The sequence below is a fragment of the uncultured Campylobacter sp. genome, assembly GCF_938030815.1.
Lineage (GTDB): Bacteria > Campylobacterota > Campylobacteria > Campylobacterales > Campylobacteraceae > Campylobacter_B.
In genome coordinates, this window is record NZ_CALHII010000043.1 from 23,650 (window position 1) to 40,032 (window position 16,383).

Consider the following 16,383-nt stretch of genomic DNA (forward strand, 5'->3'; position numbering starts at 1 on the left):
AGTTAGCATATTTTTGCTAAAAAACTAGCTGTTGTAAAATATTCTAATTCTATTGGTATTCTGTAAAAATCTGATATACTAACCATTTGGTTTCCTTTTTATAGATAGTGTAATAATGATTGATTGGTAGAGCCCAAAACACCCTTTAAAGAAACATTATATTTTACATTTTGGTCATATATGCATTCTACAATATGCTGAGGAAATCCAAAATCTTTGAAAAGCATATCATAATCTCTAAATTCTAACTTAATATTTCTGCTTCCGTTTTGTGTTATTCGTGCGTGACTATACCCATCTATAAGTATCATATTCTGCCAAACATCTAGCGCTTTAAATTCCTCATGATTCCTCGCAAATAATAATGGTATAATATGATGTAATTCGAAGCCCAATCTTCTTATACTGCCTTCTAAAATATTATGTCTAATAAAGTATTCTCTTTTTTGAGCCCGAGATCGTCTTAATCTCCTCTCATAATTATCAATCAAGCCCAAATCACCGACTCTTAAATTTAATTCATCATATCTAAAATCTCCCACATTGAACAATATGCTATCTTTTAATAAACTAAAAAGTTGTTGAGCTTCATTAATCCAATTGTGGTAATCTCTTAAATCTGTTTTGGGTAGATTGCTAAAAATTAAATTTTCACCTGGATTAGCATATCGTTTTATTCTATCTGTAATCGTATTTCTTTGAAATACAGATAAATTTTTAAATTCTCTTATAAGACGACATATTTGTTCTTGAGGTAAGATATTCACTTTACTGACAAAGAATGCAAATTCATTATAGCTAATACTATTTATGCTGTATTCTTGTAAGTTTAGCATTAATGAATAAAATTGCGTTTCAAATCCGTTATGTAAGTTATTAAGTGCAAGCGTCCAAAGTCTATTTATCTCAAACATATTTTGTGGATCTCGTTCGTACTCTGCTAAAAATTGCAATCCGAAATCAGAAATATTAACAAATTTTGTTTTTGAGGTTAAAAACGGATTGTTTAGTTGCCCGCGTTTATCAAATCTATTAATAAGCCCCATTCTTGCCATATCTACATAAAAGTTTTTACGTAAGCTATCTTGCGTTATTCTATCAAGACTATTAGAAAGTTCGATTACCATTCTTGCGTAATGTATTTCATCGGGGTTGTTTAATGGTCTTTTTGAGATATCGGTCGTTCTTATAGGAAGCATTGATAGATTATTATTCAATAATGTGTCTCTAAGGGCCTTTAGCATAACAGCTATATCGTCTTTTGTGTATCTATTATGTTGCGATAAATGAATTCCCCTATAGTCCAAACGCTGAATAGCTTCAAAAATAAAAGCTGTTGCATCTGAGTGAATGCCTAATACTATATCGTCATGCAGTTGTTGCAGCGTATATCTGTAGCTCAAAGCATCCTCCTTGCCTTATAAAATCAAAATAAAATTTAAGCAAAAATAAAATTAATTGTCAATAGATGTGGAGAATTCTGGTTGTACTTGTTACATAATACCGTAAATTTTTATATTTAATATTGAATAAACTATCAAAAAAAAGGAATTTCTCCATTTATTTCATAATATTTGAAGCCACTTCTGTTTTCGAGTAAGAGAAAATTATTAGCTTTCGTTTTGTCTTTAATATAATAACGAAATTTTAAATTATTAGTTAGATAAGGTTTTTCTATAAAATCGGATAAGTTTAATTTATAAAATTTTTTGTTTTCTAAATCACTGACGCCAGCTAGTATTGGCTCTTTCGTAATAATGCCTTTAGAAAGTTTTACAATAGCTGCAAATGTACCATACAATAAAACATAATATAAAATTAAATTTGTAAAGTAAATTTGATTGGTTTTTTTTAATGCTATTAAAAGCAAATCCATATTATACTCGGGTATTTTTAAAAATACAGGATAGCTTTTTTGTTATCTTTTTGTCACCCAAAAATAGCAAAAAAGCATTCTCTGCGAGGCTCACAATAAGGAATATATATGGAAAAAATAAAACGCTCATTTAGATTAGATAAGTCTAACTATGATTTTTTATCAAGGTATAAAGATAAAGCAAAAGTTAAAAGCATAGATCGTATCTTGAATGATATTTTATCATATATTATTGAAGGAGATGATAAAGAGATTCTTAATAGAATAGATGCCTCTCCCATAGAAAAAGAAACACATATAATAAGAATAAAATTAACAGATAGTGAAGTAAATTTATTAAAGAAGGAAGCCGAATGTCATGGATTTAAATCAGTAGCAAAAGAGGTTAGATTTAGATTACTTAATTCTATGTATCAAGAAAATTTCTTTAATAATATAGAGATGAAAGATTTAACGTTTGCTGTAAATTCTCTAAACAAAGTCGGACGGAATTTAAGTGCCTTACTTGCAGCTATTAGAAATAGAGATCAAAATGTGAATATAAATTTTTCAAATTTTGAAAAGATGATAAAAATGTTAGATGGTAAAATATATTCTATAACCGCATTATTACAAAAATATTTTAAAGTGTTAAAGACGAGGATTTAAGATTTCTTTTATGAAGCGTTTAAAAAATTTCTGGGATGATGATGAGTGGAGGGCTAAACGAGTCTTTACAAATTTAGATAAAAAACAACGAACATATATCGATGGCCCAACAAAATTTAAAGCCACATATTATACAAGTTACAATAAATCAAATTTTTTTATAAAATCAAATCCACAAGTGGTTATGAAAATTACCAGTTCATCAAGCAATTTTGATAAATTAAAGGCGCACATAAAATATATTTCTAGAAATGGAACTTTAAATGTTTTTACTAGCGATGGAGAGATATATAAAGGTAAAGAAAATTTATATAAGCTATGTGCCACTTTTAATGCTTCTATGTATGAAATTCCAACAGCCCACGATCTATTTTTATTGAATAAAAAAGAGAAAAGAGAAACGTTTAACATGGTTTTTTCTATGAAAGACTATGCAAATGCCCCACTAGAAAAAATAAAGGAAGCATCTATGAAGGCTATTGCCGAAAAATATCCGAATAATTACTTTGTAGTAGCTATGCATTCCGATACAGATAACCCACATTGTCATTTGTGCTTGAAAGCGGTAGACGACTATGGGAAAAGAGTCAATATAAGAAAAATTGACTTGAATGATATACGTAGAAATTTTGCTTTAGAATTACGTAGATTGGGCGTAGAAGCAAGTACTAAAATTTATCATAAATATTCTATAAATAGTGGCAAAGAGATTAATAAAAATATTTATATGGGTAACGCTTTAAAACAACATGGAACAAAACATAAAGCTCATTACTATAGAGTTGTAAGCTTTGGTAAAGCGCATTATAACTTTGATGAAAGAGAAAAAGAGAGTTATTATGTTCGATATCGAACCGACAAAGGCAAGGATATAAATATATGGTCTGACGATCTTGAGAGGGTTATAAAAGAAAATAACGTAATGCCTAATGAATTTGCCAGATTTGCGATAGTGGGAGAAAAAGAATTGAAATTCGATGTTTTTGATAAAAAAAGTAAAAAATACTACGAAAAAACTACTTATAAAAAAATTTGGGATGTTTCAATAGAAAATCGTTTAGAAAAACCGTTAAAACCAATACAGATGAGTAAAACGATTTTTAAAGAGATTTCGGAGCCTGCCAATAATAAGCATATTAAAATTATACTAAAGCAACCAAAAGATCAAGTCGGTAGAGACATTAGAGCAAAAGAGGATTACGAAAAAGAATTTAAGGATATAGATATGCAAAATTTACCATAAAGTAACTTAAGTTGTATTAGTTTAATGTAACTTAAAGTAAAGTGTGATAAAATACATTATCTTTTAAAAAAGGACTTTTCAATGAAAATCGCAATAATGAACAAAAAAGGAGGAGTTGGAAAAACACCTTTTGCTTTTAGCGTAGCGAAAGATCTAAATTTGTTTTTACAAAGCAATGATAATAGCTGCATCGAGCAAATTTATCCGGATAAAGCAAAAGTTATTGATAAAGTACAATCTATCGATAATTGTGTTTTTGACTTTGGTGGCTTCGTAGCGCCCGGAGTTTTAGAAATAATATCGCAGTGCGATTATGTAATTATTCCCTGCACTCCAGTTTATAATTCGCTACTAAGAACAGCTGAAACGATTATCGAAATTCAAGACTTTAATAGCAATATAGTGCTTTTAGCTACGGATTTTGTAGATGATAGAGAGTTAAAATCGCTGAAAAAAGAGCTAGGGGAGGAGCCATTCAATAAATTTACCACTTTTTACTTTAAAAAATCAAAAATTGTAAATAACGCTATAAAGTACGGAATGTCCTTTATGGAACTATATAATGATAGCGTGCTTTCACGTAACAGCTATTCTAATTTTATTGCAGAATATGTTAAACTGCTTAAAACAATCAAAAATCCAAAATAGGAGAATCAAAATGAAAGAACCGATTAAAATTCAAGATGCGATCAACCAAATCAATAAAAGTACACCACAAAAAACTTTTGCTAAAGCCGATGCTAAGGAAAAACAAAATAGTAAAACGCAGGTTTCTGTTTATTTGACGCGCGAACAAATTTCTTATGTTAACGGTTACTGCAGTCGATTTGATAGGAGTAAGGCGTATTTCTTTAGCATGATATTAGATGAGTTTATTAAGAAAAATGGATATTTGTCTGCCGAGCCTACCAATAAGACTACTACGAGGCAGTCCGGCAAAATAAGAGTCACTATATACCTAACAGATGAACAAATTTTTTATGTTGATGATTGTTGCGGTAGGTTTAATCGAAGTAGAGCGTATTTTTTAAATTTAGTATTAGACAACTTTATGCAATCCACTAAATTGTAGACATATATTAAGTTAAGTTGCATCACGTTACATTAAGTTACATTGTGATGCAATTTTCATCTTTATCACTAGGGATAAATTTTTCAAATTTAATGTTGTAATGATCTTGCGAAGGGTAAAGCAATTCAAGAGCGTTGAAACTTAAATTATCAACCTCGACGGTAGTATAATTATCTTTTTGCTTGTCGCCGAATATGAGAAAAGCGCTGTTTCCCGCAGATGGTTTTAAAATCTCTTTTTTACGGCCATCTTCATACAATCCGAACTCGGTAATAGTAAAATTTTTTTCTTCGGCCTTTGCCTTTTTTTTAATCTGTATTAGCTCTTTTACAAGCTTTAAGGCCTCATAATTATTTTTAAATTTATCTTTAGCCCCAGCTATTAAGATTTCGCTCTTAGCGGTAAAATCGTTATTTTGCCCTAGCGATACAATTTTGTTTCCCAATACTTGGGATCGCCGAAGTTCATAATATCCTCTAGTATCCTCTCCGGAGTTGCCTCGTAATTCATCCAAGCCCCCATTAGTTTCTCCCGGGCTTTGATTTTGTTTCTCTTGTATATCTCGTAATCCTTCTCGGATAGTAATCTCCAAGGATACTCCATTTTTACGTATCTCATCAGATATTCGAACACCGCTTTGGTCTCTTTGTTCTCCTTGCTCTCCCGGAAATAACTGCTCTTTAAAAGTATTGTCCAATATTTCATTAGCGGCTCCTCCTGGTAATCTCCCATCCAAAACATCGCTATCATTTTTAGTCCGGTGTGATAAGGAACTCCCAATATCGATAGAATTTCGTTCGGAGTATTGCCCGCTTCCATTAGTTCCAGAGCCAGGGGTTGCAAAAAGGTTTTGAGCTCCAAATCCTCCTGAATTGCCGCCGCCCAATTGAGTTCCGGCTGAGCTATCTGCTTCGCCATATCGCTCAATCCCGCTATTTTCAAAGCTTTGAGCCATCTCTCCGACAATTTGCGTTGGTAGAATCTCTTTGGCAACATTCGATAAACGTTCGGCTGAAGCATCTGTTCCATAAAGGACTCGTCTATATTCATTGTCTCGTCCATGCTCATTAGATAATGCGTTATCTTGCTGCTCGGCATCGCGGATATTTTTTCCCAAAGCGGATTGTATTCCCCCCTTTGATACCATTCGCCGATCATCGGAGGTAGAGGACTGATTGTATTCATCGATTTCTCCTTCTATGCTATCGATTTTTGTTTCGATTAAATTCGCGGCATCTTCCCAAAAGCCATCGCCGGACAGGCTTTTTGAGTATATTTTTTTGCCATTTTTTACCCCATGTAAAGAAATAGCGTAATGATAGCAAAAAAATACAAAAAAACATTTTTAATATTAAAGTAATATTAAAATATATTGTAAAGATTTTTCCTTTGCCACGATTATATTCTACGATAACTTAATGTAAGTTAAAGCAGAACAATGTAACTTAAGATAAACTATTTTTGTTCTTTGTTTTCGGAATAAAATTCCTCTTTGTGTTCTATCCAATCGTTTTCTATCATAGCTTCTCTTATTAGTCGCCTGATGTAGGCGGCGCGAGTATCATAAAAGCGCTTTTGTGTGATATATCGTATAAAATCTATCTCTTCTTGTTCAAGGCATATAGTAATTTGAATTTTCTTTTCAAGTGCCAATTTATTTTACCCTCTTTCAAAAGTTTGCTCCTTGCTCTTTCCCTCATGAGCAGCAGCGCACAAAAAGTCCGTAAAATCAAATTTATCAAACAATTTGTTTACTATGCCAGCTTTTTTAGCTATGCGCTGCCAATCTATGATTTCAATACTTGAGGCAATTCCCGTAAGCTGTTGTGCTAGCTCCTGCGCGCCTTGATGTCCGGCATCGTCATAATCATAAGCTATCACTATTTTAGCACCTTTAAATTCGTTTATAAATTTCTCCCCTAATTTAGTAGAGGCAGAACCCAACGAAACTGCTCTTAAGCCACTTGCAATCATATTTGGGCAATTTTTTTCGCCTTCCGCAAAAAAGATCGGCTCATTTAAATTTAGCCTATAAACCTCACTAAAGTCTTTATAATTAAAAATAAAATTTTTGCGAGGCCTATTTTTAGTGAAAGTATACTTGCTCAAGTTTAATATATTCCCATCAGGCATAAGCATAAGGGGTGGGATTATATTTCCAAAGCGTGCGACAAAGTCCCGCCTCGTCTTTTATAGGTATAATAAGCCTATTGGCTTGCTTTGAGTAGCCTATTTCAAATTTTTAAGCAATAGTTTTGTATCTGCGTCGAACGTAGGTAAAGTTTTAGATAAAAGTTCCCAATATCTCGAGAAATTCTCCTTTCTTTCCCGTTTGAACTTATCAATATATGATTGCGTAATCAGCATCGGAAGCCTGTTTTCTTTTTGACTTTCCCGTTTTTGGCTCAATTCATTATTGCTATGAGTTGAGCTTTTAGTTGATTGTATGTTAATATTAAGCTCTTTAGATATCGTAGCAATATCTTTAAAAGCTTGTTTGGGTGAACAATTTTTTACGTATTGGTAAAAGCTCACTATATCGCCGCCCCAGCCGCTGCCGAAGTCTTTAATCATTCCATTTTTAGGGTTTATGGACGCGGAGGCTGTATGCTCGCTGGCACGCATTTTAAATTATCCTAGATACTCCAAAATAGCTCTAGTATCGTCTTTATGAAGCTCCATTTCAACTCCTTTAAAATTTTATCAAAACTCGCTTTTTCTTTTTACTTCTATTATCTCTGATATTTTTTAGAACCTTTTTGTTATAAGGATTGTTTGCAATTTTACCGTTATAGCAATTGAGGGCTTTGTAGTTAAAACCATGCATATCGATACAGCTTCGTAGAATTTTGGCTCCAAATCTAATATTGGTTTCCGGCTCATATAGGTCATCCAGATCTAAATTTTGCTCTAGCAGCTTGGCTTTATGAACGGAGTTTATCTGCATAAGCCCTATATCAAAAGTGCCGTTTTTATTCTTATTGTATGCTTTGGCGTTAAAATTTGATTCCGTCTTTGCTATGCCCCACAATAATTCTGCTGGAATGTCATAGAGCTTGCCGTATTTAATGAAAAGTTTGTTATATGTCGTTGTAGCAAATGATGAAGTCGTAAAAATAACCAATGATAAAAAAATATAAAGTGGCTTCACAATTAATCCTCAAAGGAACGTCCGCCGCCGCCATCCTTTTCTTTGCCAAATACCCTCTCTCGGCTTTTATTTATTATCTTATTACCGGATAGACCTTTTGAGATACTTTTCATTACGGAGATCTGAGCTTTCTCCATATCGCTTAATTTACGCTCCTTGCCGGATATTAGGCAATCGATAGTCTCTTTTATTTTAGTAACATCATATCCCGAGTTTTTGTCAAAGACTACCTTTTGCTCGAAAGATTCATCGCGACGAATGATCCTTAAATTCTTGATTTTATCTCCGTAGGTATCAGATAGCTTCTGAACGGTATCTCCCAGTTTTTCGCAGCAAAGATCGTGGAATTCTTGCGGTATCTTGCGAGGAGGAGAAAGGGCTCCCCCCTCTTGATCGTACGCTATCTTCGCCTCTTGAAATCTGCGCTCAGCAGCATCCATAGAGAGACTTCTTTCGCAAGTAACTATGTGCATATCGATATCATAGCCCTTATTGATAGCTAGATCTATATATTCCTTTACGTTATCCGACTTTAACGTTTTTTCTAAAATAACGTTATAGCCGTTATCAAAAGCCCTATTTAATATCTTATCGCCCACTCTACCCATAAACTCATTTGTGAATTGCGAATATAGGCCGCTATCTTTATCGTCTAAAGCATAAATTTTAGCTGCGTTGGGATGCCCCTTTCTAAAATCATCGTAGTTTACGGATATGCAGTTTTGATTAAAATTACCCGCTACGTCTTTTATGGTATTGCTCTTTCCAGCACCGGGCTGTCCGCCTATTATACTTAATCTAGGGTTTTTTACGCTTTTTAGAGTAGCGATGACTTTTTTATCCCAAAAATCGTTAACGATCTGATCTACGTCTTGCTCATTAAATTTCGCCAGTTCCTCTATTTCGGTCATTTATTTATCCCTAGCTTAATCTTTAATCTATCGCCCAACCTTTTCATTTCGGCTTTCCAATATTCCTTAGTTTTATCCTTTTCTCTATAAATTCTATCTGTAAGTTTCGTTAGCTCCAAATAGTCTTCATCGTTTCTTAGATCCGGACCGCCGCTTCGCGATAGATTGCAAATTCTTAAATAAATGCAATCCTCCATATCCTTAGCAATCTCCATCATAGCCTCAAAATCATTCCCGTCCATGGTATAATCCCACTTCTTTATGTCTTCAAACATCTTGCAGTCCTTTCTTTAAAATTAATATATTATATCTTAAGATACCTTAACGTAACTTAATATATGTTGAACTATACCACATTAGCGTAATATACTAACGCTCTTGCTCCAAAGATCTGCTGCGGATTTTGGAGCGCTCTCGTTTCTCTTCGGAAATAGTGAATCCCGGCAAAGCAGCCTTTACCCTTTTTGAAACTATCTTTTGTGCCTTTTGTAGTTCCGCCTCGGTCTCTTTAGAGGCGGCAAATCCAGGCAAAACACTTTTCGGCTTTTCTAAAACGGTTTGAACGAGGTCGTCTACTTTTTGATCTTTTTCGTTAGTGGCGGCATTAGGAGTAATTTTTATATTAAAATTTATAGTTTGAAATGTTTTTCTAAAATTGCTTAAAAATGCAGATAAGCTTTCATCGCCTATCGAATTTCCCAAGCTTTCCGTAATAGATATGCTACTGTTAAAAAAGCTATTTAGTTTATCATGCTCTTCGCCCCTTCTTTGTTTTGTGGGGTTTTTGTTACCTATCTCTTCAATCTCTTCAACAAAATTTTCTTTTGCTGCTTTTGATGTTTGAGAACGCTTAAGGTCATTATTCGATAACGCTATTAGATTATCCAAGTCCCTATCAAAGCTTCCTTCACCTAATCTAACGTGCAATTTTTTCTCGCTTTTATCGTTATCTGTAAATACTAAATTTACGAATTCTTGTGAAAATTTATTCAGCTCTTTACACTGCTTGGCTATATGTTGATTAAGAGCTTTCATGGAGCTTAGAAATATCGCTTTATCATCGCCTTTAAAATCGGTGTTTAATCGGAAAATCTCGCCTATTCCTTTATTGCGCTCATCTAATTCGAAAGAGGCAATTTTAAAGGCGCTAAAATCCTCCTTTTTTAAATTCGTTTTTTCTTCAGCCGTTTCTTTTATACTCATAGTAGATCCTTCGTTTTATATTGCACGTTATATTAAAGTAGTGTAAGATAATTTAAGTCATATTACACTATGCCAAGGCATATTTATTGATTGCCAGAATCCAAAGGGGATCCGCTTGCGTTTGGTTCCGCCTTAGGCTTACTATCAAGCATGATCATATCTGCAACATACACGCAATGCTTAGATCTATTTGCCCCATTGTTATCCGTCCATGTTTCATATTTCAAATTTCCCGAGACGCAGATCTTCGACCCCTTTCTGAGATATTGATTAGCGACTTCCGCTATACGTCCCAAAAAGTAATGTCAATCAAACAAGTCTGTAAATAGCCGTCTCTTAAGAGGCGGCATATCACGGATTAAATTTCATGCCCCATATCTCTGATACCACCTTTTGCCAAATCTACAAGCTTGCTTTCGCCCTCTTTTTGTGTTCCGTCCTTGTCTACACTAATCGGAGCGATTGATTTAACTATGGTTCCTTGCTGTTTTATATAGCCGATTTCTACATTGGCAAATTTTTCTATCCCGTCGATCAGCTGCATGAGCTTAGGATATTTTTGCAACGTACTATTATTATGAGCGCTTAGATTGTATGAAACTCCTTTGGCGCACATTGCACCAAATTTATTTATGAGGCTGGTATCATTGTTTTTATCGAATGCGTATCCACCCTCCCTTTTTGTTGCGTATAGAACTTGCGCGTCTTGCATTAGTTCCCCGGCCTTATTTCGGATTTCTGGTTGTAACTCTATTTTCATTTTATAATCTCTATAGGCTAATCCCCTTGAGCTAATCCTGGATTGCGACCAAAGATCGGCCTTAAGATAAACATCCTTATTGTTTTCGTCTTTTGCGTTTATGGTGATAGGAATTTTTGATTCCACTGCGCTTAAAAGAGCATTGATCTGTGCTAGTTTCGACATTACGGATCTAGCGGTAGGCTTTACAGTCTTTCCCGCTTCATTTACATATTCCTCGTCTATCCCAAATCCCACTAGGGTTTTGTTTTTGTCAGGAAGCTCCGTTTTTGACACAAAAACCTTGCTAGTCTTGAACTCTTGATCATCGGCCATAGATTTTATAGGTGCCATTATTTTCCTTTCAAAGTTTTTTCTGTTTTTTTAAGATTATCATCTTAGTATCGCCGTCATCTACAAATTTGGCGTCTGAATGGAACTCAAATACGAATTCGCTTTGTTTTTCTATCAGATCCACTCCACCTAATCGTTGAATATCAGCTTTCATGCTTGTAAGCGTTTGGTTCTCAAAGTAGATAAACGCACCAAGACCTACCCCTACTAATAAAAGCAAAACTAAAGCTATTGCTGCCCCTCTTACCCCCCAATTAATAAATTTTTTTGATCTTTCGATTGCTTCTTTTTGCTCGGTCAGTTTATTGTGGTATAGCTCCAGCTGCTCGTCTACGCCTTGTAGATGCTTTTGCTGGTTTTCGATAATGTTTTTGCCGAAAATATCGTATTGAGAGGCGATATTTTCGAGCCTTTTTTCTATGGTATTATTAAAATTTTGAATCGTATTTAAATTTTCATTGAGCTCTTTTTCCTGGTTCTCAAACCTGGTTTTTAAATTTAACTTTTCGTAACTCTCTACGAAATCTTTAATATTGGCATAAACGCTTTTTATCAGTAAATTTTGATTGGTTAATTGCAAAAACTCCTTAGACGGAGCCTGTATAAAGAAGTTCATAATGGTATCAAAATAGTTTTTAATTGCGATATTGGTATCTTTTAGCGATTTTAGAACCGCGCATAGCTCCTCGTTATTTTTAAATCGCACCTGTAGGCCTTCGCAAATATTCTCTGATTCTTGTACTAAAAGTCTAAATTCGCCTACCGTTTTGCTATAATCTACGATATCGCGCCTATTTTCGCCGCGCTCTATAACTATTCCGATTTTTTTGAATTGCGCTAATATCTTATCCGTTTCACCTTTTATATATGTTTTTAATTCGGGGGTTTCGGTCTGTGAAATAGGCATAGAGGCAAACAAATCGGGCTGCGTCTTTAATCCATCTTCACTTTCTTGTGGCCGAATATCATCCGTTTCGGCTAAATTTTGAATTATTTCGTTTACTTCGTCGCTCATATCGTACGGTAGCTCTTCTATGTCTTTGATCAATATGGGCTCGTCCATCCCCTCAGGGATGAACGGCTCTTGCGTCTGCATTACTGTAAAACCCAACAATCTTTTTTGATAGGCTCTTTGACGTAGTATCTAACTTTAGGCTGATGATTTTTTAACTTATCGCCGCCGCCCAGCTCATCCTTCTCGATTATCATCTCGACTAGGCTAGGATTTTTGGCCTTCATCGCATCGTAGATATTCTTATCTACGAGCCTTAAGCTATAGCCTCTGTTCCAATCCGCTATCGGCCAAAACGTTTGCTCACATACGTACTTCGGCCTTATGTTGGTGTAGGCCGAGCTTGCTAGAGCTGCGCAAGCACCCTCCAGTTTCGGACTTACCCTGGCAAATTTAGCCGTAATATTCTTTTGATTAAGATATTTGCCTTTGTCGTTTGTATATTCGATATTGGAATTTAAGTTTTTGACATCGCAGGGGTTGTTTAGGTTGGTCAAAATTTCATCTCTTAACTTCGTAAATTGCTCGTCTTTCTCCCCTTCTTCTCCCATCGGGCAAAGCTTTAAAAAGTTATTTCTTGCCTTTAGCGTATTTTTCCACTTTTTAGCTTTGATGCTAAAATACCTATGCAAGCTAGGCTTACATTCGGCCGGCTTTTCGGAGCTACTTAGACACAAAATAGCTTCGCATGCGAGCCTTTTATCGCCCTGAAGCAACTCGAGTTGATCCGCTGCTTCGGCAAATACAGAAACCGCCGAAAACATGCAACCGACTAAAAACAAATTTAGCTTTTTCATCTTTTATCCTTTCGTCTTTTTATGAAAAAAAAGCACATTAACTTTTTCTTTTGAATGATTGACCATATAGATAGGATGAAGCTCTATATCGGCTTCCACTCCATTTCTTAAAAAATACTCTTTATACTGCCCGGTAATGTCGGAATTTCCTATAATGATCATCCTATCGGCATTATGCGCCAGGTAAAATGCTTTTACGACATCATCGTCCGCAATAAACCTGTCGCCCTGCTTATGGAAATACATATTGTAAGTCCAATCAACCTGCTTCAAAAAAGGATCTTTAGGCACGCTTTTAGAATGCTCCGCTATAAGCTCCTGATTTATCGTAACAGCTTCCGTTCCATCTAAAACTACCGGCTCCGGCGGTTTGGAACAACCGCTTAATAAGACCGACCCGGCTATTAACGATATAACACCATTTTTCAAATTTACTCCTTTATGCAAATTCTTCATCATAATCTTCCTCTTCATCGTCATAAACAACTCCTTTTGCCTTGTCTTCTTGGATAATTCTTTCAAAAGTTGCCACAATACGCGCATCGCGATCTTTTTTGTTTTGTTCCAAACTTTGCTCAGGGATCTCGATACTCGTTTCTCTTAGCTGTGCGGCAAGCTTATAATCATCTTCACTAGGCTGTTTTGATTTTCTTAACGTAGGCGAAATACTTTTAAATTTATCGATGAAATACGGATCATTATAATAAAAGGCCTTTTTACATTTTATAAAGCGGCCGCCGCCTGCAATACGAATAAGCTCGTCTTCAAAAGGCATATCCACAAGCTCTTGCGGCAACATAAGGGCTCTACTGGCATCACTTTCGCTACCGCCGCCGCTTTCTTTGCCGAATGATTTCGATCTGTTGCGGACAGTCTTGGTTCCAAGCGATTCGCTTATGGCCTTCGCATCCTCTTGAGTGTCAGGAGCAAAATAAATTCTGCAAGCATGGTTTGATAGCAGAGTTTTTGCACCGTGTTGTCCATATCCATCGGGTTGGGCTATCTCTAGCTGCGAAGTGTTTTGATAGATCATAACGCTGCGCAGATTATATCCGGCTATAAACGCAATAGATTTAAGATAAATTGACAGATATCCTATAGCGGAAAATTCGTCCATCATAAGTAGCACCTTATACTTTAGATCCGGATTTGCTTGTGGAAGTTCTTTGGTATTTACGGTAAATAGCTGTTGCCAAAAGACATTAAGAATAGGTTTGGCAATAGGTAGATTGTCAGGCGTAATGCCTACATAAATCGTCATTTTCTTTTTGCGTAGATCTCTAAAATCAAAGTCGTTTCCGCTGGTAGCAAACCTCATATAATCTGATTGAAACATCTTAAGAGGGCCTTGAAAAGATTTTAAAACACTATTTTTCATCTTAGCCTCAGTCTCAACATAGGCTTTCATGCGCATTTTTACCTTATCGCTGACAAGACCGCATTGTTCCAGAAATGTATAACTGCTATCAAGAGTGTTGAGCTTAACGCTGGTGACCTCTCCATCACTACCTTCTTCCTCTATTTGGGTATCTAAACCTAAAATAGAGAATCTTAAAATATCGTAAAACGTCAGATCCAAATCAATTTTCTTCGAATTTAAAAAGGCGATCCCCAATCGTGTAGAGATAAGCTCTCCTAGTAGATAGGCGATACCGATAAATAGATCTTGAGATAGCTGAGACCATATAGGATCGCCCGATGCCGGAGGCGGAAAGAATATATTGGCAAGGCTATTTAACGTACTATCGGCCTCGGGAGAATTTATATCAAAATAGGTCAAGGGGTTATAGCGATGAGTTCTACTAGAAAAAGGGTTGAATAGATAAACATCCTGGCCTAAAACCTCTTTGCGGTACCTGCTCGTAAAATCGAAGCACTCCTGTTTAATATCCTGCACGACAGCGCTTTGCTGCCAATCCATTAAATTCGGAATTACGACGCTGACACCCTTTCCTCCTCGCGTAGCGGCGGCAAGGGATACGAATTGCTGGCCCGGGAAGCGAAGCAGCTTACCATTGTATTTTCCGATTATGATCCCGTCGTTGCCGTAAAGTTTTCTTTTTGCAATATCGGCAGCAGTGGCAAATTTAGCGTCTCCATATAATTTTTCTTTCTTCGGTAGCAGCAGAATTACCGCTATAAAAGCTACGCAGACTGCAAAGCTTATCGCAAGCGACTCATAAATTTTAGGATAACCGTTTATCAGCCCTTTAAAGGTAAAGCTGGCGTTATAGTATTTGCTTAGCTTAAGGATCTTGCCATTTAAAGCTATATCTACTACTCCAGTTAGAAAGTAAGTGCCTATAAGCACGTAGATAGACAATAAAATGATCAAGGGCTTTGATAATTTCATAGCGCGTCTTCCTTAAAATTTCCATCTTTATCGCGCTTATAGAGCTTGCCGTCATGCAGCATCTCTACGATATGTCGCACCTTTTTATCGGGTGTTAGATCTTCGCGCTTAAACACCACTACCGTATCGATTACGTCCTTTGCTGGTTAATTTACTGCGGTCGGCAACCGGCGCCGGTTTGGTATTTTTTGAAGTATTGACTGCGGCAGTATCGGCAGAGGGCGTATGTTGCAGACCAAAAATTTTATCCTGTCCCCTCAATTGTTTAGGGAGGGCTGCTGCCAGATTCAGACCGCCAAAAGAATGGTCGTAAATCAATTTGTTCAATGCAGAAGGAGCATGGCCGGCATGATCTTGGCTTGCGGCTACTGCATGATTAGATTGAGAAGTTTGACTTTTAGTGTGAACTCTTGTTTGTCCGAGATTGAAGAAAGAGTACGTGGTTTTAGTTGACATAATATATTTTCCCTAGTTTAAAAGCCGCAGACTTGCGTCTGAGGCAACGAAAGCAATGCTTTCCTACCCTTTTTCAGCGATTTTTATATGTCGTTTGAATGATTTGAAATCATTTCCATCGTCATTTAAATAGCTGTAACGATTATTACTCATTCTAAAACCTCAAAACCTGACGCTCTTTTTTTAATCCTTCCGCCTTTTAAACATAAAACCGCACTTAAATATCCCTATAACATTCAGACGACTTTTCATGATCTTGTAAAAGTCATTCCAAAGCTCTCACTTTGGAACAGTCATCTTGTAATGTCACATTAATATATTAAACACTGCTTTACATTAAAAAACGAAAACCTAAGTCTATCAGAGTTCTAGAGTATCTATTTAGTTCACTGCGATGTCGATTTAAGTCCCTTTTTTCGACATTTTTCAGCAACTAAATATACCAAACGAGTAATGAAATGATTCTAGCATATTGAATTGGTATAATTACATTTTCATAACTTAGCAAATATTAAAATTTTTTAATTATTTGAAAAATAGAAAAATTTTTTTATTTTTTAGTTCAAAT

20 protein-coding genes and 1 pseudogene are annotated in these 16,383 nt (G+C 35.6%); 4 read left to right on the forward strand and 17 right to left on the reverse strand.

Annotation, left to right across the window (positions count from 1 at the left end):
* Positions 1-98: 98 nt before the first annotated feature.
* Both Q0277_RS01360 and Q0277_RS01365 read right to left on the reverse strand, forming a co-directional pair.
* Positions 99-1,403, reverse strand: coding sequence for a type II restriction endonuclease subunit R (locus Q0277_RS01360; RefSeq protein WP_297994793.1), 1,305 nt, complete (start codon positions 1,401-1,403; stop codon positions 99-101).
* A 134-nt stretch (positions 1,404-1,537) separates the two neighbouring features.
* A complete protein-coding gene (locus tag Q0277_RS01365) occupies positions 1,538-1,876 on the reverse strand; it encodes a hypothetical protein (RefSeq protein ID WP_297994795.1) in 339 nt (112 codons plus the stop codon).
* Between the two features lie 108 nt (positions 1,877-1,984).
* Here Q0277_RS01365 and Q0277_RS01370 point away from each other — a divergent pair, with 108 nt between their 5' ends.
* The 4 genes from Q0277_RS01370 (at position 1,985) to Q0277_RS01385 (ending at position 4,839) form a co-directional block, all read left to right on the forward strand.
* Complete coding sequence (locus Q0277_RS01370; protein ID WP_297994797.1) at positions 1,985-2,524, forward strand: hypothetical protein; 540 nt, start codon at positions 1,985-1,987, stop codon at positions 2,522-2,524.
* A gap of 10 nt (positions 2,525-2,534) precedes the next feature.
* On the forward strand, positions 2,535-3,767 hold the full coding sequence (gene mobP1, locus Q0277_RS01375; protein WP_297994800.1) for a MobP1 family relaxase: 1,233 nt from the start codon (positions 2,535-2,537) through the stop codon (positions 3,765-3,767).
* A gap of 81 nt (positions 3,768-3,848) precedes the next feature.
* On the forward strand, positions 3,849-4,415 hold the full coding sequence (locus Q0277_RS01380) for a hypothetical protein (RefSeq protein WP_297994801.1): 567 nt from the start codon (positions 3,849-3,851) through the stop codon (positions 4,413-4,415).
* 10 nt (positions 4,416-4,425) lie between these two features.
* The gene (locus Q0277_RS01385; protein WP_297994802.1) at positions 4,426-4,839 is read left to right on the forward strand and encodes a hypothetical protein; all 414 of its coding nucleotides are present in this window, start codon (positions 4,426-4,428) and stop codon (positions 4,837-4,839) included.
* A 37-nt stretch (positions 4,840-4,876) separates the two neighbouring features.
* Here the strand turns inward: Q0277_RS01385 and Q0277_RS01390 are convergent, their stop codons facing one another.
* From Q0277_RS01390 to Q0277_RS01460, 15 genes and pseudogenes are all read right to left on the reverse strand, one after another.
* Positions 4,877-5,956, reverse strand: a complete 1,080-nt coding sequence (locus Q0277_RS01390) for a hypothetical protein (protein ID WP_297994805.1) — start codon at positions 5,954-5,956, stop codon at positions 4,877-4,879.
* A gap of 338 nt (positions 5,957-6,294) precedes the next feature.
* Entirely contained in the window at positions 6,295-6,492 is a 198-nt protein-coding gene (locus Q0277_RS01395; RefSeq protein ID WP_297882926.1) for a hypothetical protein, read from the reverse strand.
* A 6-nt stretch (positions 6,493-6,498) separates the two neighbouring features.
* Positions 6,499-6,948, reverse strand: a complete 450-nt coding sequence (locus Q0277_RS01400) for a toprim domain-containing protein (protein WP_297994807.1) — start codon at positions 6,946-6,948, stop codon at positions 6,499-6,501.
* Between the two features lie 120 nt (positions 6,949-7,068).
* Positions 7,069-7,464, reverse strand: coding sequence for a hypothetical protein (locus Q0277_RS01405; protein ID WP_297994809.1), 396 nt, complete (start codon positions 7,462-7,464; stop codon positions 7,069-7,071).
* A gap of 67 nt (positions 7,465-7,531) precedes the next feature.
* Positions 7,532-7,990, reverse strand: a complete 459-nt coding sequence (locus tag Q0277_RS01410; RefSeq protein ID WP_297994811.1) for a lytic transglycosylase domain-containing protein — start codon at positions 7,988-7,990, stop codon at positions 7,532-7,534.
* 2 nt (positions 7,991-7,992) lie between these two features.
* Positions 7,993-8,901, reverse strand: a complete 909-nt coding sequence (locus Q0277_RS01415) for a zeta toxin family protein (protein WP_297994813.1) — start codon at positions 8,899-8,901, stop codon at positions 7,993-7,995.
* A complete protein-coding gene (locus tag Q0277_RS01420) occupies positions 8,898-9,176 on the reverse strand; it encodes a hypothetical protein (protein WP_297994816.1) in 279 nt (92 codons plus the stop codon). Before Q0277_RS01420 ends, Q0277_RS01415 begins: the two co-directional genes overlap by 4 nt.
* A gap of 94 nt (positions 9,177-9,270) precedes the next feature.
* Positions 9,271-10,104, reverse strand: a complete 834-nt coding sequence (locus tag Q0277_RS01425) for a hypothetical protein (RefSeq protein WP_297994818.1) — start codon at positions 10,102-10,104, stop codon at positions 9,271-9,273.
* 137 nt (positions 10,105-10,241) lie between these two features.
* A pseudogene (ssb, locus tag Q0277_RS01430) lies at positions 10,242-10,426 on the reverse strand (single-stranded DNA-binding protein); the annotation flags it as partial.
* A 36-nt stretch (positions 10,427-10,462) separates the two neighbouring features.
* The gene (locus Q0277_RS01435) at positions 10,463-11,179 is read right to left on the reverse strand and encodes a hypothetical protein (RefSeq protein ID WP_297994820.1); all 717 of its coding nucleotides are present in this window, start codon (positions 11,177-11,179) and stop codon (positions 10,463-10,465) included.
* A gap of 28 nt (positions 11,180-11,207) precedes the next feature.
* Positions 11,208-12,311 (reverse strand): hypothetical protein, encoded by a 1,104-nt coding sequence (locus Q0277_RS01440; protein WP_297994822.1) that lies wholly within the window; start codon positions 12,309-12,311, stop codon positions 11,208-11,210.
* Entirely contained in the window at positions 12,293-13,006 is a 714-nt protein-coding gene (locus tag Q0277_RS01445; protein WP_297994824.1) for a TrbM/KikA/MpfK family conjugal transfer protein, read from the reverse strand. The genes Q0277_RS01440 and Q0277_RS01445 overlap by 19 nt, the downstream gene beginning before the upstream one ends.
* A 3-nt stretch (positions 13,007-13,009) precedes the next feature.
* A complete protein-coding gene (locus tag Q0277_RS01450; RefSeq protein ID WP_297994827.1) occupies positions 13,010-13,435 on the reverse strand; it encodes a cag pathogenicity island Cag12 family protein in 426 nt (141 codons plus the stop codon).
* A 10-nt stretch (positions 13,436-13,445) separates the two neighbouring features.
* Positions 13,446-15,359, reverse strand: a complete 1,914-nt coding sequence (locus Q0277_RS01455; RefSeq protein WP_297994828.1) for a type IV secretory system conjugative DNA transfer family protein — start codon at positions 15,357-15,359, stop codon at positions 13,446-13,448.
* A 108-nt stretch (positions 15,360-15,467) separates the two neighbouring features.
* Positions 15,468-15,815 (reverse strand): hypothetical protein, encoded by a 348-nt coding sequence (locus Q0277_RS01460; protein WP_297994830.1) that lies wholly within the window; start codon positions 15,813-15,815, stop codon positions 15,468-15,470.
* Positions 15,816-16,383 lie beyond the last annotated feature (568 nt).